Source organism: Luminiphilus syltensis NOR5-1B, assembly GCF_000158175.1.
Lineage (GTDB): Bacteria > Pseudomonadota > Gammaproteobacteria > Pseudomonadales > Halieaceae > Luminiphilus > Luminiphilus syltensis.
On sequence record NZ_DS999411.1, the window covers coordinates 251484 to 275028 of the forward strand.

At 57.3% G+C, this 23545-nt stretch carries 20 protein-coding genes, 2 tRNA genes, 2 rRNA genes and 1 pseudogene; 7 read left to right on the forward strand and 18 right to left on the reverse strand.

Annotation, left to right across the window (positions count from 1 at the left end):
• Positions 1–6: 6 nt before the first annotated feature.
• From NOR51B_RS01060 to pssA, 7 genes and pseudogenes are all read right to left on the reverse strand, one after another.
• A 23S ribosomal RNA gene (locus tag NOR51B_RS01060) occupies positions 7–2998 on the reverse strand.
• 329 nt (positions 2999–3327) lie between these two features.
• Positions 3328–3403: transfer RNA gene (locus NOR51B_RS01065), tRNA-Ala, on the reverse strand.
• A 6-nt stretch (positions 3404–3409) separates the two neighbouring features.
• Positions 3410–3486, reverse strand: a tRNA-Ile gene (locus NOR51B_RS01070).
• Between the two features lie 88 nt (positions 3487–3574).
• Positions 3575–5108 (reverse strand): 16S ribosomal RNA (locus tag NOR51B_RS01075).
• The 16S and 23S rRNA genes sit together here with 2 tRNA genes alongside, the layout of an rRNA operon.
• Before the next feature lie 470 nt (positions 5109–5578).
• Positions 5579–6178 carry a protein-methionine-sulfoxide reductase heme-binding subunit MsrQ gene (locus tag NOR51B_RS01080; protein WP_009020944.1) on the reverse strand — a complete coding sequence of 200 codons (600 nt, stop codon included), beginning with the start codon at positions 6176–6178 and terminating at the stop codon, positions 5579–5581.
• Between the two features lies 1 nt (position 6179).
• Positions 6180–7165 (reverse strand): annotated as a pseudogene (gene msrP / locus NOR51B_RS01085) (protein-methionine-sulfoxide reductase catalytic subunit MsrP).
• On the reverse strand, positions 7155–8021 hold the full coding sequence (gene pssA, locus NOR51B_RS01090; RefSeq protein WP_009020095.1) for a CDP-diacylglycerol--serine O-phosphatidyltransferase: 867 nt from the start codon (positions 8019–8021) through the stop codon (positions 7155–7157). Before pssA ends, msrP begins: the two are co-directional and overlap by 11 nt.
• A gap of 114 nt (positions 8022–8135) precedes the next feature.
• On the opposite strand from pssA, the gene ilvC reads away from it, so the two are divergent.
• Positions 8136–9614: a ketol-acid reductoisomerase gene (ilvC, locus tag NOR51B_RS01095; protein WP_009020240.1), complete on the forward strand. Its 1479-nt coding sequence runs from the start codon at positions 8136–8138 to the stop codon at positions 9612–9614.
• Between the two features lie 107 nt (positions 9615–9721).
• On the opposite strand, the gene ilvN is transcribed toward ilvC, so the two are convergent.
• The 6 genes from ilvN to NOR51B_RS15825 all read right to left on the reverse strand — a co-directional run bounded on the left by ilvN (position 9722) and on the right by NOR51B_RS15825 (position 14509).
• On the reverse strand, positions 9722–10213 hold the full coding sequence (gene ilvN, locus NOR51B_RS01100) for an acetolactate synthase small subunit (protein ID WP_040481505.1): 492 nt from the start codon (positions 10211–10213) through the stop codon (positions 9722–9724).
• Between the two features lies 1 nt (position 10214).
• Entirely contained in the window at positions 10215–11963 is a 1749-nt protein-coding gene (locus tag NOR51B_RS01105) for an acetolactate synthase 3 large subunit (protein ID WP_009020344.1), read from the reverse strand.
• 489 nt (positions 11964–12452) lie between these two features.
• Positions 12453–12731, reverse strand: a complete 279-nt coding sequence (locus tag NOR51B_RS01110) for a hypothetical protein (RefSeq protein ID WP_154647569.1) — start codon at positions 12729–12731, stop codon at positions 12453–12455.
• Positions 12715–13728, reverse strand: coding sequence for a PulJ/GspJ family protein (locus tag NOR51B_RS01115; protein WP_154647570.1), 1014 nt, complete (start codon positions 13726–13728; stop codon positions 12715–12717). Before NOR51B_RS01115 ends, NOR51B_RS01110 begins: the two co-directional genes overlap by 17 nt.
• The gene (locus tag NOR51B_RS01120) at positions 13719–14120 is read right to left on the reverse strand and encodes a hypothetical protein (protein WP_009019703.1); all 402 of its coding nucleotides are present in this window, start codon (positions 14118–14120) and stop codon (positions 13719–13721) included. The genes NOR51B_RS01115 and NOR51B_RS01120 overlap by 10 nt, the downstream gene beginning before the upstream one ends.
• Before the next feature lie 5 nt (positions 14121–14125).
• A complete protein-coding gene (locus NOR51B_RS15825; RefSeq protein WP_040481506.1) occupies positions 14126–14509 on the reverse strand; it encodes a type IV pilin protein in 384 nt (127 codons plus the stop codon).
• 137 nt (positions 14510–14646) lie between these two features.
• Between NOR51B_RS15825 and NOR51B_RS01130 the strand changes: the two genes are divergently transcribed.
• Genes NOR51B_RS01130 through NOR51B_RS01145 form a run of 4 tightly spaced genes read left to right on the forward strand, consistent with a single transcriptional unit; the run spans position 14647 to position 18120 of the window.
• On the forward strand, positions 14647–15972 hold the full coding sequence (locus tag NOR51B_RS01130; protein ID WP_009018921.1) for a TRZ/ATZ family hydrolase: 1326 nt from the start codon (positions 14647–14649) through the stop codon (positions 15970–15972).
• Between the two features lie 20 nt (positions 15973–15992).
• Positions 15993–16697 (forward strand): bifunctional 2-polyprenyl-6-hydroxyphenol methylase/3-demethylubiquinol 3-O-methyltransferase UbiG, encoded by a 705-nt coding sequence (gene ubiG / locus NOR51B_RS01135; protein ID WP_009020126.1) that lies wholly within the window; start codon positions 15993–15995, stop codon positions 16695–16697.
• Complete coding sequence (locus NOR51B_RS01140) at positions 16694–17371, forward strand: HAD family hydrolase (protein WP_009020650.1); 678 nt, start codon at positions 16694–16696, stop codon at positions 17369–17371. Before ubiG ends, NOR51B_RS01140 begins: the two co-directional genes overlap by 4 nt.
• Complete coding sequence (locus tag NOR51B_RS01145) at positions 17368–18120, forward strand: YciK family oxidoreductase (RefSeq protein WP_009019200.1); 753 nt, start codon at positions 17368–17370, stop codon at positions 18118–18120. Before NOR51B_RS01140 ends, NOR51B_RS01145 begins: the two co-directional genes overlap by 4 nt.
• 35 nt (positions 18121–18155) lie before the next feature.
• Here the strand turns inward: NOR51B_RS01145 and NOR51B_RS01150 are convergent, their stop codons facing one another.
• The 5 genes from NOR51B_RS01150 to NOR51B_RS01170 all read right to left on the reverse strand — a co-directional run bounded on the left by NOR51B_RS01150 (position 18156) and on the right by NOR51B_RS01170 (position 22098).
• Positions 18156–18953, reverse strand: a complete 798-nt coding sequence (locus NOR51B_RS01150) for a pseudouridine synthase (RefSeq protein WP_009021212.1) — start codon at positions 18951–18953, stop codon at positions 18156–18158.
• Between the two features lie 70 nt (positions 18954–19023).
• Positions 19024–19776 carry an SMC-Scp complex subunit ScpB gene (scpB, locus tag NOR51B_RS01155; RefSeq protein ID WP_009021642.1) on the reverse strand — a complete coding sequence of 251 codons (753 nt, stop codon included), beginning with the start codon at positions 19774–19776 and terminating at the stop codon, positions 19024–19026.
• Complete coding sequence (locus NOR51B_RS01160) at positions 19776–20651, reverse strand: segregation and condensation protein A (protein WP_009021119.1); 876 nt, start codon at positions 20649–20651, stop codon at positions 19776–19778. Before NOR51B_RS01160 ends, scpB begins: the two co-directional genes overlap by 1 nt.
• 14 nt (positions 20652–20665) lie before the next feature.
• On the reverse strand, positions 20666–21292 hold the full coding sequence (locus NOR51B_RS01165; protein WP_009020230.1) for an L-threonylcarbamoyladenylate synthase: 627 nt from the start codon (positions 21290–21292) through the stop codon (positions 20666–20668).
• Positions 21289–22098 carry a PHP domain-containing protein gene (locus NOR51B_RS01170; protein ID WP_009021532.1) on the reverse strand — a complete coding sequence of 270 codons (810 nt, stop codon included), beginning with the start codon at positions 22096–22098 and terminating at the stop codon, positions 21289–21291. The genes NOR51B_RS01165 and NOR51B_RS01170 overlap by 4 nt, the downstream gene beginning before the upstream one ends.
• A 128-nt stretch (positions 22099–22226) precedes the next feature.
• On the opposite strand from NOR51B_RS01170, the gene NOR51B_RS01175 reads away from it, so the two are divergent.
• Positions 22227–22820 carry an inner membrane-spanning protein YciB gene (locus tag NOR51B_RS01175; protein WP_009020060.1) on the forward strand — a complete coding sequence of 198 codons (594 nt, stop codon included), beginning with the start codon at positions 22227–22229 and terminating at the stop codon, positions 22818–22820.
• An 18-nt stretch (positions 22821–22838) separates the two neighbouring features.
• On the forward strand, positions 22839–23537 hold the full coding sequence (locus NOR51B_RS01180) for a TIGR04211 family SH3 domain-containing protein (RefSeq protein ID WP_009018892.1): 699 nt from the start codon (positions 22839–22841) through the stop codon (positions 23535–23537).
• Positions 23538–23545: the final 8 nt, after the last annotated feature.

The following is a 23545-nucleotide window of genomic DNA, read 5'->3' on the forward strand; positions in this document are numbered from 1 at the left end:
GATTATATGGTCAAGCCGCACGAGCAATTAGTACTGGTTAGCTCAACGCTTCACAACGCTTCCACACCCAGCCTATCAACGTCCTAGTCTTGGACGGCTCTTCAGGACCTTCAAGAGGTCAGGGAGAACTAATCTTGGGAGGGGCTTCCCGCTTAGATGCTTTCAGCGGTTATCCCTTCCGAACGTAGCTACCCGGCAATGCGACTGGCGTCACAACCGGAACACCAGAGGTTCGTCCACTCCGGTCCTCTCGTACTAGGAGCAGCTTCCCTCAATTCTCCAACGCCCACGGCAGATAGGGACCGAACTGTCTCACGACGTTCTAAACCCAGCTCGCGTACCACTTTAAATGGCGAACAGCCATACCCTTGGGACCGGCTTCAGCCCCAGGATGTGATGAGCCGACATCGAGGTGCCAAACACCGCCGTCGATGTGAACTCTTGGGCGGTATCAGCCTGTTATCCCCGGAGTACCTTTTATCCGTTGAGCGATGGCCCTTCCATACAGAACCACCGGATCACTAAGACCTACTTTCGTACCTGCTCGTCTTGTCAGACTCACAGTCAAGCGCGCTTGTGCCTTTACACTAACCTCACGATTTCCGACCGTGATTAGCGCACCTTCGTGCTCCTCCGTTACTCTTTGGGAGGAGACCGCCCCAGTCAAACTACCCACCACACACTGTCCCCGACCCGGATCACGGGCCTAGGTTAGAACCTCAACTTTGCCAGGCTGGTATTTCAAGGTTGGCTCCACAACAGCTAGCGCCATTGCTTCAAAGCCTCCCAGCTATCCTACACAAACAAAGTCAAAGTCCAGTGTGAAGCTATAGTAAAGGTTCACGGGGTCTTTCCGTCTAGCCGCGGGTACACTGCATCTTAACAGCGATTTCAATTTCACTGAGTCTCGGGTGGAGACAGTGTGGCCATCGTTACGCCATTCGTGCAGGTCGGAACTTACCCGACAAGGAATTTCGCTACCTTAGGACCGTTATAGTTACGGCCGCCGTTTACCGGGGCTTCGATCAAGAGCTTCTCCGAAGATAACCCCATCAATTAACCTTCCGGCACCGGGCAGGCGTCACACCCTATACGTCCACTTACGTGTTTGCAGAGTGCTATGTTTTTAATAAACAGTCGCAGCCACCTGGTCACTTCGGCCGGCCTCAGCTTAGGGAGCAAGTCCCATCACCAAAACCGGCGTACCTTCTCCCGAAGTTACGGTACCATTTTGCCTAGTTCCTTCACCCGAGTTCTCTCAAGCGCCTTGGTATTCTCTACCTGATCACCTGTGTTGGTTTACAGTACGGTTCTCTCTTACCTGAAGCTTAGAAGCTTTTCTTGGAAGCATGGCATCAACCACTTCACACCCGTGGGTGCTCGTCATCAGTTCTCGGCCTTAAACTCCCGGATTTACCTAAGAATTCAGCCTACAACCTTAAACAGGGACAACCATCGCCCTGCTGGTTTAGCCTTCTCCGTCCCTCCATCGCAGTAAGATAAAGTGCAGGAATATTAACCTGCTTCCCATCGACTACGGCTTTCGCCCTCGCCTTAGGGGCCGACTCACCCTGCGCCGATTAGCGTTGCGCAGGAAACCTTGATCTTCCGGCGGGGAGGTTTTTCACCCCCCTTATCGTTACTCATGTCAGCATTCGCACTTCTGATACCTCCAGCAAACCTCCCGGTTCACCTTCAACGGCTTACAGAACGCTCCTCTACCATGCGTGCACTTCCTTAAACTCACTCAGATAGCTTTCGCTACCCCTTCCCAACGACTCAACGTTCGGAAGCGCTTGGTCGCCGGCTTCCGCCGTCGACAGGCTTGCTGAATGAACTTAAGTGAAGTACACGCATCCGCAGCTTCGGTTACCAATTTAGCCCCGTTACATCTTCCGCGCAGGCCGACTCGACTAGTGAGCTATTACGCTTTCTTTAAAGGGTGGCTGCTTCTAAGCCAACCTCCTAGCTGTCTAAGCCTTCCCACATCGTTTCCCACTTAATTGGTATTGGGGACCTTAGCTGGCGGTCTGGGTTGTTTCCCTTTCCACAACGGACGTTAGCACCCGCTGTGTGTCTGCCGTGATTGTACTCCTGGGTATTCGGAGTTTGCATGGGTTTGGTAAGTCGGGATGACCCCCTAGCCCAAACAGTGCTCTACCCCCCAGGGTAAGACACGACGCTCTACCTAAATAGATTTCGAGGAGAACCAGCTATCTCCGGGCTTGATTAGCCTTTCACTCCGATCCACAGCTCATCCCCTAATTTTTCAACATTAGTGGGTTCGGTCCTCCAGTGCCTGTTACGGCACCTTCAACCTGGCCATGGATAGATCGCCCGGTTTCGGGTCTATTGCCTGCAACTGAACGCCCTATTAAGACTCGGTTTCCCTACGCCTCCCCTAAACGGTTAAGCTTGCTACAGACAATAAGTCGCTGACCCATTATACAAAAGGTACGCAGTCACCCCGAAGGGCTCCCACTGCTTGTACGCATACGGTTTCAGGTTCTATTTCACTCCCCTCTCCGGGGTTCTTTTCGCCTTTCCCTCACGGTACTGGTTCACTATCGGTCAGTCAGTAGTATTTAGCCTTGGAGGATGGTCCCCCCATGTTCAGTCAAGATAACACGTGTCCCGACCTACTCGAATAATGCAAGGATAGATTTCGTGTACGGGGCTATCACCCTGTATCGCCGGACTTTCCAGACCGTTCCACTATCACACCAAACACTTTAGGGCTGATCCCAGGTCGCTCGCCGCTACTGTGGGAATCTCAATTGATTTCTTTTCCTCCGGGTACTTAGATGTTTCAGTTCCCCGGGTTCGCCTCCTTAACCTATGTATTCAGTTAAGGATACCCTTGCGGGTGGGTTTCCCCATTCGGAAATCTCCGGATCAAAGTCTGTTTGCCGACTCCCCGAAGCTTAACGCAGGCTACAACGTCCTTCATCGCCTCTGACTGCCAAGGCATCCACCGTATGCGCTTAGTCGCTTGACCATATAACCGAAGTTATCTGTCCAAGAAGACAATTCCCCGACCCCCTTTAGCATTAGGTCGGGTACTTAGACACCACGTTTAACCGCGGTGCCCGCCGGATGTTTGTGACGCTTAAGTCACAGTGTGTACAACTCGTTCCATTGCGCCGAATTGAAGACGCAATGGGAACTATATCTATGGATCGCTCGCCCTACTCAAATTTCAAGTACGACGCTGCAATCCAAAGACTCAGCTTAATTTACCTTGTTAAAGAACAATCTGGTTGTCAAAACCAGACGGCAGTGCACGGTATGCACTGCCGTCTGAGTTCGATGCGATGGTGTAAAAGGTGGTGGAGCTATGCGGGATCGAACCGCAGACCTCCTGAATGCAAATCAGGCGCTCTCCCAGCTGAGCTATAGCCCCTTTTAGTGGTAGGCCTGGGCAGATTTGAACTGCCGACCTCACCCTTATCAGGGGTGCGCTCTAACCAACTGAGCTACAGGCCTATGAGTACGAACCCCATGGATACCGTCGCATCAACCAATCAGACGAAGACAAATGTGTGAACACTTGAAGGAGAGTTGCACTATCGTTTAAGGAGGTGATCCAGCCCCAGGTTCCCCTAGGGCTACCTTGTTACGACTTCACCCCAGTCATGAATCACTCCGTGGTGATCGTCCTCCCGAAGGTTAGACTAACCACTTCTGGAGCAACCCACTCCCATGGTGTGACGGGCGGTGTGTACAAGGCCCGGGAACGTATTCACCGCGACATTCTGATTCGCGATTACTAGCGATTCCGACTTCATGGAGTCGAGTTGCAGACTCCAATCCGGACTACGACAAGTTTTCTCGGATTGGCTCCCCCTCGCGGGTTAGCGACCGTCTGTACCTGCCATTGTAGCACGTGTGTAGCCCAGACCGTAAGGGCCATGATGACTTGACGTCGTCCCCACCTTCCTCCGGTTTGTCACCGGCAGTCTCCTTAGAGTTCCCACCATTATGTGCTGGCAACTAAGGACAAGGGTTGCGCTCGTTACGGGACTTAACCCAACATCTCACGACACGAGCTGACGACAGCCATGCAGCACCTGTCACTAGATTCCCGAAGGCACCAAAGCATTTCTGCTAAGTTTCTAGGATGTCAAGGCCTGGTAAGGTTCTTCGCGTTGCATCGAATTAAACCACATGCTCCACCGCTTGTGCGGGCCCCCGTCAATTCATTTGAGTTTTAACCTTGCGGCCGTACTCCCCAGGCGGTCTACTTAGTGCGTTAGCTGCGCTACCAAGGTCTCAAGTACCCCAACAGCTAGTAGACATCGTTTACGGCGTGGACTACCAGGGTATCTAATCCTGTTTGCTCCCCACGCTTTCGCACCTCAGCGTCAGTGTCGAGCCAGGAGGCCGCCTTCGCCACTGGTATTCCTCCATATATCTACGCATTTCACCGCTACACATGGAATTCTACCTCCCTCTCTCGCACTCTAGTTAGCCAGTATCGGGTGCAGTTCCCAGGTTGAGCCCAGGGCTTTCACATCCGACTTAACAAACCGCCTACGCGCGCTTTACGCCCAGTAATTCCGATTAACGCTTGCACCCTCCGTATTACCGCGGCTGCTGGCACGGAGTTAGCCGGTGCTTCTTCTAAAGGTAACGTCACAGCTTACAGTTATTAACTGCAAACCTTTCCTCCCAATTGAAAGTGCTTTACAACCCGAAGGCCTTCTTCACACACGCGGCATGGCTGCGTCAGGCTTTCGCCCATTGCGCAATATTCCCCACTGCTGCCTCCCGTAGGAGTCCGGGCCGTGTCTCAGTCCCGGTGTGGCTGATCATCCTCTCAGACCAGCTATGGATCGTCGCCTTGGTGAGCCTTTACCTCACCAACAAGCTAATCCAACGCAGGCTCATCTAATAGCACGAGGCCCGAAGGTCCCCCGCTTTCCCCCGTAGGGCGTATGCGGTATTAGCTCGAGTTTCCCCGAGTTGTCCCCCACTACTAGGTAGATTCCTACGCGTTACTCACCCGTCCGCCGCTGTACTCGATCCGAAGATCTTTCTCGCTCGACTTGCATGTGTTAGGCCTGCCGCCAGCGTTCAATCTGAGCCATGATCAAACTCTTCAGTTGAAGAATCTTTAACCTCTACATCTCTGTAAGAGGGGATAGTTACGCAAAGCTTGCTTTACTATCCAAATCTCAGCTCAGACACAATTCGAAATCATTGAATCAATGAGTCACTTGTTGTGTCTGAATAGTTGATGTCAACTACTCCAACAAGTGCCCACACATCTGTCTTCATCTGTATTGTTAATCAGCAGTCTGGCCGCTCGGGCCGACTCGATGGCCGGGGCTTCCCCCAACCAAGGCCGCGCATTATACGTGGCGCTTACAGCGCGTCAATCTTTTTTTGAAAGATTTTCTTGCCGACTCGCGGTGAATTGCCAGGGCAATGCCACTGCGAGGTCGCGCATTCTACGCAGACCTGCCTTGCCGTCAACACTTTTCGCTAAAAGAATTTTCGGAAAGATTACCAGCTTTCAAAATAGCCCTCGAGGCCCTTCTCAAAACCGGCCGTAAACACTAGCAAAGCAGTGCTTTTAACGCAATAGCCGGCGGCGCACTCTCAGCACTCGCCAGCCCAGTAAAGCCACCAGCGGCAGTGCATAAAACAGGGCCTCGGAATAATCGGATCGTTGCAGCCACATCAGGTGCAGCCAACCCAATATCACCGCCGGATAAACCAGGCGATGGAGCTGGCGCCAGCGCTGCTTCAGGCGGCGGCGCCAACCGCTGGTTGAGGTCAGCGCCAACGGCAGCAACAAGAGCCAGGCGGCAAAGCCCACGGCCACGTAAGGGCGTTCCAGCAATTCCTCCCTGAGAATATCCCCCGACCATCCGATGTAGACCTGGCCAAAGACAAGCAAATGCACGCAGAGATAAAAGAAAGCGAACAATCCGATCATTCGCCTGAAGCGCAGCAGCACGGGAAAGCCTAAACGCTGGGCGGGGGTAGCGGCGAGCGCCAGCAGCAGAAAGTTGAGCCCCCACTCCCCGGTAGCGTGACTGAGTACCTGGGCGGGGTCTGGACCCAGATCCCCGGCTATCACACGGCTCACCAGCAAGCCCAGTGGCACCAGGCAGAGGGCAAACACGCCGACCCGAACCCACGGCGCGCCGGCATTCAGCAGAACGGGCATCTCAGTAGAACTTACTCAGGTCCATCCCCTTGTATAGCGACGCCACCTGCTCGGCGTAACCGTTGAATGGCTGGGTCTTGATCCGATTGGGTCTGAGTAGCGGTGAAGGCAGCCGCCGCTCGTAGCGCTGGGACCAGCGCGGGTGGTCGACCTCGGGATTAACGTTGCTGTAAAAGCCATACTCATCGGGTGCCAGCGTCTGCCACGATGTGCGCGGCTGCCGGTCTACCACCTTGATGGAAACAATCGACTTAATACTCTTGAATCGTATTTCCAGGGCACCACCAGGCGCAGCGGTGCACCGTTCTGGTTCGGCAGGGTCTTGCCGTACAAACCCACCGCCATCAGGGTCAACGGATGCATCGCCTCATCCATACGCAGACCCTCGCGATAGGGCCAGTCGATTACTGCCGTGAAAGAGCGCGTACCACGCATCTCACCGCGCCGATGCAGCGTCTTGAATTCCACGTATCGCCCTTCGGATTTGGGCTCAAACCTCGCCAGCAGGTCCGACAGCGGGAACCCTATCCACGGGATCACCATAGACCAGGCTTCGACACAGCGGAGCCGATAGATGCGCTCTTCCAGATCGAAACTGCCGAGTACGTCTTCCAGATTTAACTTCCCGGGCTTTTGCACCAACCCGCCGACCTCTATCGACCAGGGGTCAACCGTCATTTCACGGGCGTACCGGGCGGGATCGGTCTTGTCAGTGCCAAACTCATAAAAGTTGTTGTAGCCGGTGACCGCCTCAAAAGGGGTCATCGGCTCATCGGTGGTAAAGGGGGCCGACTGGCGGCTACCGGGAACAAAATCCAGCGTGCGAAGCCCATCGTTGGCCATCACTGAGGATGCGCCGGGTAACATCAGCCCGGCGGCGCCAATCCCGGCGCGGCGTATTAGCTGGCGCCGGTTCAGATAATCCGATTCCGGGGTAATCTCGGAGCTGGCAATTGCCGGCACCTTTTTCTTCACTTTATTGCTCATTATCCTGCGCTTCCCTGGCCTGACGTTCAGCCCTACGATAGCGAAAATGCTGCGCGGGCCCCGACAAGGCATAGGCGAGGAACAATAGCCAAAGCATGATTGGAGGATCCAGCGCCACCAGGCCCACCAGCGCCAGCAGCAGCAATATACGCACGAAGGGCACCCGCCCCTCCAGATTCATCTTCTTGAAGCTGTAATACCGAAGGTTGGCAATCATAAGAAAGCCCAGCAGTATCAGCAGTACCGCGTAGATCACCGACAGTGGCTGTGACGCGGCATCCAAGCCCTCGTTCTGCCCCACCCAGACGCTACCCGCGGCGAGTGCCGCCGCTGCCGGGCTGGCGAGGCCGCTGAAATAGCTGCCGTCATTCGTGCCGATCTCGGTATTGAAGCGTGCCAGCCTCAATGCAGCGCAGGCAGTGTAGATGAAGGCCGCCACCCAGCCGAGCTTGCCCAGGTCATAGAGCGCCCAGTTGAACACCAGCAGCCCCGGCGCCACACCGAAAGACACCATATCGGCCATGCTGTCGTATTCGGCGCCGAAGGCACTGGTGGTGTTGGTCATGCGTGCAATCCGGCCATCTAGCCCGTCGAATACCATCGCCACAAAAATCGCCACCGCACCCGAATAGAAATCCCCCTGCATGCTGGCAACGACACCATAAAAGCCAGCAAACAGTGCGCCGGTCGTAAACAGATTGGGTAACAGGTAGACGCCCCGCGCCCGGGGCGCCGAGGCATCTGAGGGATCTACTTCCTCATAATCGCCCACGAGCGAAGCCAGCGGGGCTTCTATCTGACCCGCCGCGCGCTCGAAATCATCGTCCAAATCATCGTTGTCCGGGGTGGTTGCCATGACGGCCTCCGTGAATAATTAGGCACCAGTGTACCAGCAGGGATTGTCGCCGCAGCCATTTGCCACTACTCTACGCACCCATTTTTATCACCCCTGCAACCGCAAGGAGCTCCCGTGAGTAACTATTTTAATTCTCTGCCACTGCGCATTCAGCTTCAGGAACTTGGCAAATGTCGCTTTATGGCCCCGTCAGAATTCAGTGAAGGTGTAGAACCGATCAAGGACAAGAAGATTGTCATCGTCGGCTGTGGTGCTCAAGGACTGAACCAGGGACTGAACCTCCGCGATAGCGGACTCGATGTCTCGTTTGCGCTGCGTGCTGCAGCGATTTCCGAGCAGCGCGACTCGTGGAAGCGCGCCACTGAGAACGGCTTTACGGTAGGCACTTACGAGGAGCTCATCCCCGTCGCGGACATGGTACTTAATCTCACGCCAGACAAGCAGCACACCAGCGTCGTCAAGGCGGTGGTTCCCCTAATGAAGCAAGGTGCTTGCCTGTCTTATTCGCACGGATTCAACATTGTTGAGGAAGGCACCCAGGTCCGCGACGACCTCACCGTGATCATGGTGGCCCCAAAGTGTCCGGGTACCGAGGTGCGGGAAGAGTACCTGCGCGGCTTTGGTGTACCAACGCTCATTGCTGTGCACCGGGAGAACGACCCGAATGGTAATGGCCTGGAATTGGCCAAAGCCTACGCCGCCGGTACCGGCGGACATCGCGCCGGGGTTCTGGAATCATCCTTTATCGCCGAAGTGAAATCAGACCTGATGGGCGAGCAGACCATTCTCTGCGGCATGCTGCAGTCCGGTGCGCTGCTGTGTTTCGACCGCATGGTCGAGGAAGGTATTGATCCTGCTTATGCCGCCAAGCTCGTGCAGTACGGCTGGGAAACCGTCACCGAAGGTCTTAAGCAAGGTGGCGTGACCAATATGATGGACCGGCTCAGCAACCCCGCCAAAATTCGCGCCTTCGATCTGGCCGATGAGATGAAGACCATTCTTCGCCCGCTGTTTGAGAAGCATCAGGACGACATCATGACGGGCGACTTTTCGCGCACCATGATGGAAGACTGGGCCAATGACGATGCCAATCTGCTCAAGTGGCGCGCCGAGACCAACGAAACTCCGTTCGAGAAGCAGCCACTGACGGACCAGCCGATTGACGAACAGACCTACTACGACCAGGGCATACTCATGGTCGCCATGGTCAAAGCTGGCGTCGAACTGGCGTTCGAAGTCATGGTCGAGGCGGGCATCATTGATGAATCCGCCTATTATGAGTCGCTGCACGAGACACCACTGATTGCCAATACCATTGCACGCAAAAAGCTTTACGAGATGAATATCGTGATCTCGGACACGGCGGAATACGGCTGCTACCTCTTTGACCAGGCGGCACGTCCCATGCTGAAAGACTTCATGCAGCGCCAGGGTAGCGATGTGATCGGCAAGGGTCTCGACGGTGGCAATGGTGTCGACAACAAGCGTCTGATCGAAGTGAATGACGCGATTCGCAATCACCCCGTTGAAGTGGTCGGTCGCACACTGCGCGGTTACATGACGGGTATGCAGGCGATTACCAGCGCCGACTAATGCGCAGGCTCAAAGCCTGAAGCAAGGACGGCGCCAGCGCCATCCTTCAAGAACCATAAAAAAAGGGAGCCTGTGGCTCCCTTTTTTTATGGTTTATCGCAGTTTTTTCAGGGCGAGAGCACTTTTTCTCCCCGGGCCATGCCGGCCACGCCGGACCGAACCACTTCGATCACGACCGCATCACCGAGCGCCCGCATAAAGGAATCGAGCTTCTCGGTCGGACCGGTGAGTTGGATGACATAGGTCGAAGGACCCACGTCAACAATGGATCCGCGATAAATATCAGTGGTTCGCTTGACCTCATCGCGGGCGGCGCCCACCGCCTTGACCTTGACCAGGAGCAGGTCGCGCTCGATGTGTGCGCCTTCGGTCAGATCGATAACCTTGACCACATCGACCAGCTTGTTCAGGTGCTTGGTAATCTGCTCCACCTTGAAGTCGTCGCTGAAGGTGGTGACCGTCAACCGCGACAGCGAATAATCATCGGTCGGGGCAACGTTCAAGGTCTCGATGTTGTAGCCACGCTGGGAAAACAAACCCACCACCCTCGAGAGCGCACCGGGCTCGTTTTCCATCAGTACTGAAAGTATACGTCGCATATCAGGTTCGCTCCGTCTTACTGAGCCACATATCCTTCATGGCACCGTTGGGCGCCACCAACATCGGATACACGTGCTCGTGAGGGTCGATAAAAATATCGAGGAAGACGAGGCGGTCCTTCAGGGCAAACGCCTCACGCATGGCACCCTCGAGATCTTTCTTCTCCTTAACCTGAATGCCCACATGGCCGTAGGCCTCTGCCAACTTGACGAAGTCCGGCAAGGACGCGGCATAGTGACTCTCGGAGTAGCGACCCTCGTACTGCATGTCTTGCCACTGCTTGACCATTCCCAGGTAATTGTTACGCAGGTTGATGATCTTGATCGGCAAATTGTACTGGCTGCAGGTAGAGAGCTCCTGGATGTTCATCTGGATACTGCCCTCGCCTGTGACACAGGCCACCTCTGCGTCGGGCAGTGCGAGCTTGATACCCATCGCCGAAGGCAGGCCGAAGCCCATGGTGCCAAGGCCTCCCGAATTGATCCAGCGCCGCGGCAGATCGTAACGGTAATACTGGGCGGCGAACATCTGATGCTGGCCAACATCAGAGGTAATGTAGGCATCCCCGTTAGTGACGTCGTAGAGGGTCTGTATCGCCTCCTGGGGCATGATCAGGTCGCTGTCCGGGTAACGCTTGCCGTGCCACAAGCCGTGGGCCTGTCGCCACTGGTCGATCTGCTCCCACCAGGCATCGAGGGCGGTCGTATCGGGCAGCGGCCGCGAACTCGCCTCGATCTGTGCTTCGATCTGCTGCTCCAGCTCCGCCAGTACCGAATCGACGGGGCCGACGATAGGTACATCGACGGGAACAATCTTGGCGATAGACGCCGGATCCACGTCGATGTGAATAATCTTCGCGCCGGGACAGAATTTATCGACGGTATTGGTGACGCGATCGTCAAAGCGCGCACCGACCGCGAGGATCACATCGCTGTGGTGCATCGACATGTTGGCTTCATAAAAGCCGTGCATACCCAGCATACCGATGAACTGACGGTCCGTGCCCGGATAGCCACCAAGCCCCATCAGGGTGTTGGTCACGGGGTAATTCAACCGCCGCGCAAGCCGGGTTAACAGCTCCGAGCCGTTACCCTGAATGACGCCACCACCGGCATAAATCACCGGGCGTTTGGCGCTCAGCAATAGCCGGGCCGCCTTGCGAATCTGACCCGTATGGCCCCGCTGCGCGGGTTGGTAGGAGCGCATGCTCACCGTTTCCGGGTAGTGGTATTCAAATTTGTGCTCGGGGTTGGTCATATCTTTAGGGATATCAATCACCACCGGACCCGGCCGCCCCGACCGGGCGATGTAAAACGCCTTCTTAACGATGGAGGGAATATCTTCGGGCCGCTGCACCATGAAGCTGTGCTTAACAATCGGGCGCGAGATACCGACCATATCGGTTTCCTGGAACGCATCTTCACCAATCAGGTGGCTTGCCACCTGGCCCGACAGGATCACCATCGGGATGGAATCCATATACGCCGTCGCAATACCGGTTATCGCATTGGTTGCTCCCGGACCAGAGGTGACCAGGCAGACGCCGGTTTTGCCCGTCGCGCGGGCATAGCCGTCCGCGGCATGGGTGGCGGCCTGTTCGTGGCGCACCAGTACATGCGGCACTTTTTCCGCTTTAAAAATCGCATCGTAAATATGTAGGGCGGCACCGCCGGGATACCCGAAAACAAACTCGACCCCCTCGTCTTCAAGCGCCCTGACCAGCATGTCTCCGCCGGACAACATGTCCATAGCTCACTCCCACCGTTAGGTGTCAACAATCATTCAAGTAGAAGTGGGGATTGGATCCGCACGACCACCGCATTGCGTCCCACGAAACACTGGCCGGATCGCGCCGGGGTAACCACACCGGAACATCGATCACGAAACCCGTGTATCGGTCGCCCTGCGAGGTAACGCAGTGTCGAGCCCGAGTAACGCCTGAGCGGCGCACCTGACGGAACCCGCAAACAGCCCTCATAACTATCCCGTTATGGGGGTAGGCCAGTGGATGAGGGTACTCACCGATAGCCGTTGCCGTTCGCGTGACGCGCGCAATGTGCCAGAGCCGGCGGCTTTTCGTCAAGCATTGTCGGATGAGGATTCTTCAAACCTGCCATCCCAACATTGTGGCGGGAGGCCCGAATACGCCTATGGATCGGCGCGATCTGGAGAATGCGATCAGAGCCGCCGACAGAGGCTTGAACTTAGACGCGCGCGAGGTCTGCGGGTTTTCAGTGTCTATTCAATTACCTGAGCTTGATCGCGCGACGCTTCCCGGCGCTCATAATCGACCAGCGCCTTCCACATCACAGCCGCCATCGTATGGCTCTGCAGAAGAGTCAGACCCGCCAGTAGCAGGAGAATCAGGGTCATAACCAGGGCTATAAACCCCTTGGATTGCTTGTGCTGCCAACCACTCCTGATAGTCCGTGAGGGCAGATCCCGATTATCCGCCCGAAAGCGTTTTGAGGATTGACGCTTTATCTCCATCGAATACCTTTTATCCGTCAGGGTCACTTTGGTAGTCACCTAACATCAGCGCCGCTAATGGCTGTCGTGGAAGCTGATCATCAAATGGCCCCAGCACCACATCGCCCACAGCATAGGCACCGCCAGGACTGATGGTGCTATCGCGACGCCAACCCCGAACCAGGAAATCAACGCTCAAACCCACAGGGACCTCCACCGGGTCACAAGGGTCATCCTCCTCGGTGCACGGCTCGGCAATAACACCCGACAAGGGCTCGACCACAAAGGCTCCAACACCTGGAGCCAGCATCTCCGCTGCTGCCCAGTCCATGCCCCCGGTGGGTTTGAGGCGCTTCTGCATCAGTGCACCAATGCCGTCACCGGGCCGCCACGCGTAGTCACGCAGATAGAACACCACCCGTTGCAGCACCTGTATTCGAGTATCGGAGCCACAGTCACCGGGGAGCGCCGAGGGGTCGCCCAGCCTGATCTCCGGGGGCACATCCGAAAAGAGCGGATCGCATCCCGGAGATAAAACCAGAAACGACGGATTGGGCAGCGTGTCGCACAATGGCAAACAATCCATCCGGGTTTCGAGCACCACAACGCTGGATTGCGACCGAACACTGCCAAGAGGCAGACAAGGGAAATCGGCGGCACTGCCCACCCGCACATAGTCTTCACCACTGCCGGGCAAGCGCTCCAATGGTGAACGGCACACATCAAACGCCGAAACCTGCTGTGGGTCCCCGGCATCCGGCTCCCGCAGCCCGCCTACCGGAACCTGCGCCATCGCGCCGCGCAGCGCTGCAACCACAAACTGACCGCGCTCAATGACTTCGGCATGGTCCGATGATACCTGCGCATCGTCAATCAGTTGGGTGACGATCTCGACCAGAAATCCAAGCAATACCAATGTCAGCGCCGACGCCACAAGCAGTTCGATCAGGGTAAAGCCACCCAGCGCTCTCGCCTCATCCGCCGCACTCGCCGCTCTCGCCACCGTCGCAGGCCGGCGCGGTTGCTGGCCGCCTGTCAAAGCCAAGGCTGCAGGTCCCTGACAACACGGTGGGGGCCGTCTACCGAGCATGGCTGACCATTCCACGCCAGAATCACCCGTGAGCGCGCGATTGAGGTATCCGCGCAGACCCGAACCGGTGGGCTAAGCACCGGAGTAATCAGGTGGTCGCACCACTCACGAACGGGCGAAGAGGCGGGAGCCCCCTCTTCGCATTGAAATGCCTGGAACGTATTGACGTCGAATCGCCCCTCGGGATTGCCGCGACGATGTTCGGCCACGACACTGTCGAGGGTAATGCCGGCAACGCTCAACGACCTCGATTCGGCATTGAGATGCAGGGTCTCTCGATTCAGCTCAATCAAGCCCAGCAAGGCAATCACACTGAGCGCGAGTGCAAATACAAAATCGAGCAACATTCCAGTTACCAGACACCCACCGGAGCGGCACGTCCGATATTGTCAAGACTCAAGGTCTGCAGACCTTGACCCGCGTCCGTGGGCTCCAGCATCAGCAGGAATCGATGCGCGCCATCGCTGAGCGAGACCGACAATCGATAATAATCGGCAATCGACGCCGGTAACTGACGCAATTGGGACAGTTCGCTGGCCGACAGGTAACGGCCGCCGGAGAGCTTCGCGCGATCCTGGACCGTCGCCAGGCTGAGCAGCGTCGTCATCCCCTGAGTCTCAATCCCGCGCAGCCGATAGTGCTGATAAGCGGGCAAGGCGACCGCGCAGAGAATACTCACTATAGCCAGAACCACCATGAGCTCGATCAGGGTGAAGCCTCGGTACCGCCGTGTCATTCGTCGCCACTCCGCAGGGTTCAGCCCAGCATGCCCGGGGAACCCGGATCGGCGAAGATCCCGGACCAACTTGGAGTTCAATTCGGCGAATTCGATGAGCAACGCGTTATACTGCGCGGCCGTTTTCAGGAGGTTTCATGACCGCCGCCGATACTGTCATTCACCCGCAATTCATAGTGCCCGTTGTTCCTCGCGGCGAGGTAATGACTGGACACAGTGTCGTGCTGCGTAATGGTCGGGTCGACGCTATTCTGCCCACCCCCGAGGCTCTGGTGCTACCCGCGACGGAGCATGTCGCGCTCGATGGGCAGGCGCTCCTCCCCGGGCTGGTCAACTGCCATGGCCACGCGGCGATGTCACTGTTGCGCGGTTACGCCGACGATTATCCGCTGCAGACCTGGCTCACAGAACACATCTGGCCGGCAGAGACCACGCATGTCAGCGAGTCATTTGTTGCAGACGGTACGGACCTCGCGCTTGCCGACCTCCTGCTGGGCGGCACGACCACGTTTAGTGACATGTACTTTTTCCCTGACATTACCGCCGAGCGCGCTGAGCGCGCGGGCGTGCGCGCTCAGATCATGTTCCCCATTATCGATGTGCCCACCGCATGGGCCAGTCAGGCCGAGGAATACCTGAGTAAAGGTCTGACTGTCAGGGATCGCTTCCATAACAGTGCGCTGATCGAGATCGGCTTTGGCCCGCACTCCAATTACACCGTCAGCGAAGCGACACTCAAACGATCCGCCATGCTGGCCGATCAGGTCGATGCACCGCTGCAAATACACCTCCACGAAACCGCCGATGAGGTGGCGCAATCGATAACCCGCATCGGCGAACGCCCGATTGCCCAATTGGCGCGAATCGGTTTTCTTGGCCCGCGAACCCAATGCGTGCACATGACCGAGCTCAGTAGTGAAGATATCGATACCGTCGCCCGATACGGTGCCCATGTTATCCATTGCCCCCGCTCCAACATGAAGCTGGCGTCGGGTATCTGTCCGGCGCAGGGGCTTCTCGATCGCGGTATCAATGTGGCCCTCGGTACCGATGGTGCCGCCAGTAATAACCGTCTCAATATGTTCAATGAAATGCAGACCGGGGCGCTGCTTGCCAAGGTTGGCACCGGCGAATCGACGGCGCTGTCAGCGATCAACAGTCTCGAAATGGCGACTATTAACGGCGCCCGGGCGCTGGGTATGGCCGATAACATTGGCAGCATCGAGGTGGGAAAGCGAGCTGATCTGATCGGTATCGATTTGATGCGTCCGGCGACCCAGCCCATCCACAACGTTATTTCACAACTCGTTTACGCCACCAGCGGTAATGAACTGCTTAACAGCTGGATCGACGGACGCCGCGTCGTCAGCGAAGGGGTACTCACCTCCCTTGACGAGACCGTCATACTGGAACGTGCCCAAGAGTGGCAGCGTAAGCTCGCTGAGCACCCGGCTCATCATTAATTCATGCCAAGGAATAGTTTATGAGTAACAGCAACGTTGATCCCGCTGAAATCGCCAAGTTCGAAGCCATGGCGGCCCGATGGTGGGACCCGGCCAGCGAATTCAGGCCGCTACACGAGATCAACCCCCTCCGCGCCAACTGGATCGACCAACGCTCACCGGTCAAGGGAACAACGCTCCTCGATGTGGGCTGTGGCGGTGGATTGCTGACCGAAGCCATGGCTTTTCGGGGGGCTGATGTCACGGGAATTGATATGGGTGAGGCGCCGCTGGAAGTCGCCAAACTGCATCGGCTTGAGAGCGGACTCGATATCGACTATCGGCAAGTCACCGCAGAGGCTCTGGCCGAAGAGCATCCGGAGCAGTTTGATGTCGTCACCTGCCTTGAAATGCTCGAGCACGTGCCCGAACCGGGCAAAGTCATACAGGCCTGCGCCGATCTCGCCAAACCCGGTGCCAACCTCTATTTCTCGACGATTAATCGCAATCCGAAGTCCTTCGCCTTTGCCATTGTCGGCGCCGAATACGTGCTCAACCTGCTGCCCAGAGGCACTCATGAATACGCCAAGTTTATAAAGCCCTCTGAGCTGGCCCGATGGGTACGCGAGGCAGGGCTGACCCTCACCGATATGACCGGCCTCACCTATAACCCGATCAGCAAACACTACAAACTGGTCGAGCGCGATGTGTCGGTCAACTACATGGTACGAGCGATCAAACCGTGAAACTTCCGGCACGGCTCCAGGGTGTGGTTTTTGATCTCGACGGAACACTGGTAGACACCGCAGACGACTTCATCGCGCTGGTAGGCGCCATCCGCAAAGAGCAGGGCTTGCCGCCGCTCGATGACGATACGGTCAGGCGCCGTGTGTCTGACGGCTCACCGGTGCTCGCTGCCATGGCGTTCGATATCGATGCCGGTCACTCCCGTTATGAGCACTGTCGCGAGGAGTTTCTCGATCGCTACGCCCAATCGCTGGGATTAGCGGCAAAGCCCTATCCCGGCCTCTGCGAACTGGTCGCCACGCTTGGAAAGTCGGGTATACCCTGGGGGGTCGCCACCAACAAATATCGACGATTCGCCGAGCCTTTGATGGCCATGATGCCTTTTGAACCGGCGGCCCATGCGCTCGTTACCCCCGGCGACGTGACCCGCAGCAAGCCCGATCCCGAACCGCTGCTACTGAGCTGTAAACTGCTGGGAACCCCACCTTCGGGTACGCTGTATGTGGGTGACCATCGCCGGGACATTGATGCCGGGAAAAACGCGGGCTGCCCGACGATTGCCGCGGCTTACGGCTATATTAACAGCGGCGACAATCCCCATGACTGGGGTGCCGATGCGGTCGTTGAGTCCAGTGAAGCGCTCGCCCGCATGATTGAGGATTTAATCGCATGAGTTTCGTTCCAGACGACTACACACCAGGCACCGATGAGCTCTCGGGGAAAACACTGCTGGTTACTGGCGCCGGCGACGGTATTGGTCGTGCCGCGGCCCTCGCTTATGCGCGACACGGCGCCGAGGTACTGCTGCTCGGTCGAACCGAGAAAAAACTCGAGGCCGTTTACGATGCGATCATCTCCGAAGGCCTGCGCGAGCCCGGAATTATTCCCCTCGACCTTGCGACCGCCAATGAGGACCAGTACCGGGAGCTGGCACAACAGCTGTCGGGCACCTTTGACAAGCTCGATGGCCTGTTACACAACGCGGGGCTGCTCGGCGATCGGCGCTCAATGGCGCAAACCAGCCTGCAACTGTGGCACCAGGTCATGCAGGCCAATGTAAACGCCACACAAATGCTCACTCAGGTCCTGTTTCCCCTGCTTGAACAGGCACCAAGCGCATCGGTGGTGATGACCAGCTCGGGTGTCGGGCGCAAAGGGCGCGCGTTCTGGGGCGCCTACGCCGTATCAAAATTTGCTGTGGAGGGCATGATGCAGGTCTGGGCCGATGAAATGGGAGACACCTCTCGAATTCGCTTTAACTCGTTAAATCCCGGGGCCGTTAACACCGCCATGCGTCGAACCGCTTATCCCGCCGAACCGCCGACAAACAATCCTGACCCCGAGACGCTAATGCGGGGATGGATTTATTTGATGAGCGATGCGAGCGCAGCTGTCAACGGACAGGCCCTGTCCGCGCAATAGCGTGTCGCTTCGACTCCGGGCCGGCCAGCGTCCCGCTACTTCTTGCGAACCCGCCAGGGTTTACCGCCCTTACCGGGCCGTTGAATTCTGCGCCCGCTTTTCTTGGTCAGCCGCTCCTGTTTCTCCTGCTCGCGAGCGGTGAGGGGAACCACCGGCTTGGCGGGCAGCTTCGCCATTTGATAGAGCACCTCGACATCTTTTTCGGGCAACTCCATCCACTGGCCCTTTTTCAGCTTGGAGGGAATAAACACCTCACCGAATCGCACCCGCTTCAGCCGAGAGACCGTCAAACCCTGGGATTCCCACAGGCGGCGAACCTCCCGGTTACGCCCTTCCATGAGCACCACGTAGAACCAGCGATTGATGCCATCACCGCCGCCTTCCTGAATATCGGTAAACCGCGCCGGACCGTCGTCGAGCAGAACACCCTGACGCAGTCGGTCGAGCATGGCGTCGTCCACCTCGCCCATAACACGTACCAGATATTCCCGATCAATTTCACTGGAGGGATGCATCAGCCCATTGGCCAACTCGCCGTCGGTGGTAAACAACAACAGGCCCGAGGTCGTGTAATCGAGTCTTCCAATCACAATCCATCGACCGTTGTTCAGCGCGGGAAGGGAATCAAACACCGTCCGCCGGCCCTCGGGATCTTTCCGGGAACACACCTCACCCACCGGCTTGTGATAGAGCAGACAACGCACTTCTTCCTTACGCTCGAGGTCCAGCCGGCGTCCATCGACCTTTAAACGCTGATCCGGGTAAATCCGATCTCCGAGTGTGGCGACCCTGCCGTCGATCTCAATACGACCCTGCTCAATCCAGCGTTCCATCTCGCGGCGCGAACCCACACCGAGCCGGGCCAGAACTTTTTGAACCTTGTCGCCCTTGGCAGGCGCGACGTCAGTGGTCGGCGTGGCCGGCCTGCTTGTCTTGCGGTTGTTCTTCACCAGACTGTTCCTCTTCGGGCGCCTCATCGGCGTGCTCGGGAGCTGGATACTCTCCCTGGTTGACCCCAGTCGCTTCGACCTCGCTCTCTGTCACTGGGCTGTCGATAGCCGGGGTACTTTCATCATTGGCTGCAGCTGCCAAACCCGGGTCCTCGAGTGGCAGATTTCCCGACAGATTATCAAGATCCCTGATCTCAGCCAGCGGGGGCAGTGCCTCCAGCGATTTCAGATTAAAGTAATCCAGAAATGCTTTGGTCGTCGCATACATTGCCGGTCGACCCGGCACATCCCGATGGCCAACAACGCGGATCCACTCACGCTCGTGCAGGGTCTTGATGATATTGGAACTGACCGCGACGCCACGGATCTCTTCAATCTCACCGCGAGTAATCGGTTGGCGATAGGCGATTAACGACAAGGTCTCAAGCAATGCCCGGGAGTACCGCTGGGGTCGCTCCTGCCATAGTCTACCGACCCACTGAGACAGATTCTGGCGCACCTGGAAGCGATAGCCACTGGCCACCTCCACCAACTCAAAACCGCGGTCTTCGCAGCGAACCGCCACCTCTTCAAGGGCGCTGACAACGTCCTCCTTCGCAGGGCGATCAAGATCGTCGAACAGCCCCAGCAAGCGCTGCATACTCACCGGCTCGCCCGCCGCCATCAAGGCGCCTTCAATAATGGTTACCAGCCCTGTTTCTGCCATTACTCGGCCCTCGCCTTAACGTGGATAGGCCCGAAGCCCTCGGTCTGGACAATCTCCACCAGCGATTCCTTGATCAGTTCCATGATCGCGAGAAACGTCACTACAACGCCGAGGCGCCCTTCCTCGGCACTGAACAACGACACAAAAGGGACAAATTTCCTGGTGCGCAGGGTCTCAAGGACATCGGACATGCGCTCCCGGGTCGACAGCGACTCCCGCTCTATGCGATGGCTCTCAAACATATCAGCACGCTTCAGCACTTCACCGAAGGCAATCATCAATTCCTTCAGGGCGACATCCGGCTCGGGTCGATCGCGCTTGAGGTCTGGCGGTTCCGCCGAGGCCACCCAGGTATCGCGCTCAACCCGGGGTAACTCTTCGATATCCTCGGCGGCTTTCTTGAAGCGCTCGTATTCCTGCAGCCTGCGAATCAGGTTGGCGCGGGGATCTTCTTCGTCGTCGTCACCCTCATCCGCACGGGGCAGTAACATCCGCGACTTGATCTCGGCCAGCATCGCCGCCATAAGCAGGTATTCGGCGGCCAGCTCGAACTGCACGGCATCCATCAACTCCACGTACTGCATGTACTGCTCGGTAATCGCAGACACGTCAATATCGAGAATATTCAAATTCTGCCGGCGAATTAAATACAGCAGGAGGTCGAGCGGACCCTCGAACGCCTCGAGGAATACCTCAAGGGCCCTGGGCGGAATATAGAGATCCCTGGGCACCTCGGTCATCGCCTCGCCCATGACCATGGCGAAGGGCATTTCCCCCTGCTGGGGGCCGTCGGTGCGAGCCAAGGTCGCACGGGAAGGCTGCAGGGCGACCACCACAGGGGTCTCGGGTGTTGGGATTTCGGGAGTATCGTTCACCAGGAGAGTATACCTCAGGTCACATCAAAATCGCTGCAGTCACCCAGCCCACGACGGGTTATTTCAGGGGGATCACAGGTCATATCAACCACGGAGGTGGGCTCAAGGCCGCAGTAGCCGCCATCGATGACCGCGTCCACATGATGCTCGAGAATATCGCGGATGTCATAGGGATCGGTGAGCGGATACTCGTCATCCGGCATGATCAGCGTCACGCTCATCATCGGCGCATCGAGCTCGGCCAGCAGCGCCTGGGCGATGGCGTTGTCCGGAACGCGCAACCCGATAGTCTTGCGTTTCGGGTGCTGTAAACGTTTCGGCACCTCGCGGGTCGCCTCCAGAATAAAGGTAAAAGGGCCGGGCGTGTGGGCTCGTATCAACCGGTATGCCGTGTTGTCGACCCGGGCGTAATTACCCAGCTCACTCAGATCGCGGCACACCAGCGTAAAATTGTGGCTGTCATCGAGTTGTCGTATGCGACGTATGCGCTCGAGGGCCGACTTATTACCCAACAGGCACCCCAGGGCGTAGGCCGAATCGGTCGGGTACACAATGACGCCGCCTTTGTTCACGATAGTGACCGCCTGGGCGACGAGACGTGCCTGCGGGTTTTCCGGATGAATGGCAAAAAACTGACTCATGAAATCAACGTACCGCCCCAGACGGGATCCAGACCCTTTACGAAATCACTATCGACGCCCAGTTCGGGGCCGTAGGCCCAATCCCGATGGAAGTCGCTGCCCACCGACACCAGGAACCCTTCGGCCTCGGCCAACTTCCGCAAACGTGAGGTTTCATCCTGGGTTTGCCGCCCGTTGATCACCTCAATCGCCCTTCCCCCTGACTCACGAAAGTGACGGCACAGCATCTGTAATTTGGTGCGGGTCAGCGAATACTTCAGGGGATGGGCGAGCACGGCAATACCATTGGATTCAACAATGGCGGCCACCACCTCGCCAAGTCTCGGCCAGAAGGCCTTCACATCACCCAACTTGCCGCTGCCCAGGTACTTGTTGAAGGCGGTGCGGGTATCTTCGACGTAACCCTCGCTTACCATCCACCGGGCGAAATGCGGCCTGCCTATCTGGGCGCTGCCTGCGATCTGCATCGCCGCCTCAAGTCCGCCGGGCATCCCTCGCTTCGCCAGGCGTTCGGCGATCTTTTCGGCTCGACCCATCCGCGCGTTGCCCAGTCGCTCGAGCATGGTTCGCATGGGCGGCGCATCAGCGACAAACCCCAGCCCAACAACGTGCACGGTCACCCCCGACCAGGCACAGGACAACTCGACACCGGTCACCAATTCATCGCCGACACCGGCGTCACGAAGCTCAGAAAAACCGGCTATCGTGTCGTGATCGGTCAGGGCAAAGCGCTCGACACCGGCCTCCCGCAGCCGAGCGAGCAACTCCCGGGGGCGCAGGGCGCCATCGGACGCGGTGCTGTGCATGTGAAAATCTACCTGCAAACGGCATAACCCCAAAACGAATGACGGCCAAACGTGTAAACTGTGGCGCTCCAATCCGCTAGGTTATCATTGATCGGGCCTATTCATCGCCCACACAATATCCGCAGAGCATGAAACAACTACTCGAAATGCTACCGATAGTGCTGTTCTTTATCGCCTACCAGATGGATGGCGAGCAGCTGCTGTTCGGCGATTGGACCTACACGTTCAACGGCATATACAGCGCCACCGCGGTCCTCATGCTGAGCACTGTGGCTATGCTTCCCATTATTTACGCCATAAACCGGAAGCTGGAAAAGCGGCTGATCTGGACCAGTATCGCCGTGCTGGCCTTTGGTGGAGCAACGCTGCTCTTCAAAAATGAATTGTTTATCCAGTGGAAGCCCACCGTTTTCAACTGGGCGATGGCGCTGGTTTTTGCGGGCTCCCATTTTTTTGGCGAGAAGAACCTGATCGAACGCTTGATGGGCTCCCAGTTGCAGCTACCGGACGCCATATGGCGTCGCATCAACTGGCTCTGGGTGACCCACTTCACAGTGGTCGGCACACTCAACATTGTAGTGGCCTACACCTTCAGTGAAGCCACCTGGGTATCCTACAAGCTCTATTCGAGTATCGGTTTTACGCTGCTGCTCATGATTCTAACGGCCGCCCTGATGGGCCCCCATCTGAAACAGAATGTCGCCCCTGAAAACGGGGAATGACCGCATTAGGAGAGGTAAATGCGCAAGACCAACGCACTGGGTGAGCTAAGAACCACAATCGTGGGCGCACTGCTTGCGCTGATGGCCTCTGGAGTACTGGCCCAGGAAACACAGTACGTCAGCGACAAGGTACTGGTTCCGGTTCGCAGCGGGGCAGGCTCCGAGTATCGCATCGTGCACCGCGGTATCCCTTCCGGAACCGCACTGACCGTGTTCAGCACCACCGAAGATGAGGTGTGGAGCGAAATCGAAACCCGGGGCGGCACTCGCGGTTGGGTGCGCACACAATACCTTCAGGAGGCGCCCCCTGCCGCGCTCTTGCTGGCGGATCAGCGAGCAGAACTCGACCGTGTCCGCGGCGAGCGCGATCGGCTCCGGGAGCAGCTTCAGGACAGCAAGTCCGCCGCCTCCGAAGCCGGCGGTGAAATCAGCACCCTCAGCGTCCAACTTGAAGAAACCCAGGTCGAGCTCGCCGAGCTGAAGCGGGTGTCTGGTGCCGCGGTTGAGTTGGACAGTCAGAACCGCATACTCACCACCGAACTGGAAGAACAGCGCTCGGAGGCCGAGCTGTTACACCTCGAAAATGTGCGTTTGCAGGAGCGCGTCGCCAACAATCAGTTAATCGATGGAGCGCTGGCGGTACTGCTCGGCGTGATTCTCGCCGTGGTAGCACCCCGTCTTTGGCCGCGACGACGATCCAACGATGGCTGGGTATGACAGGAGAA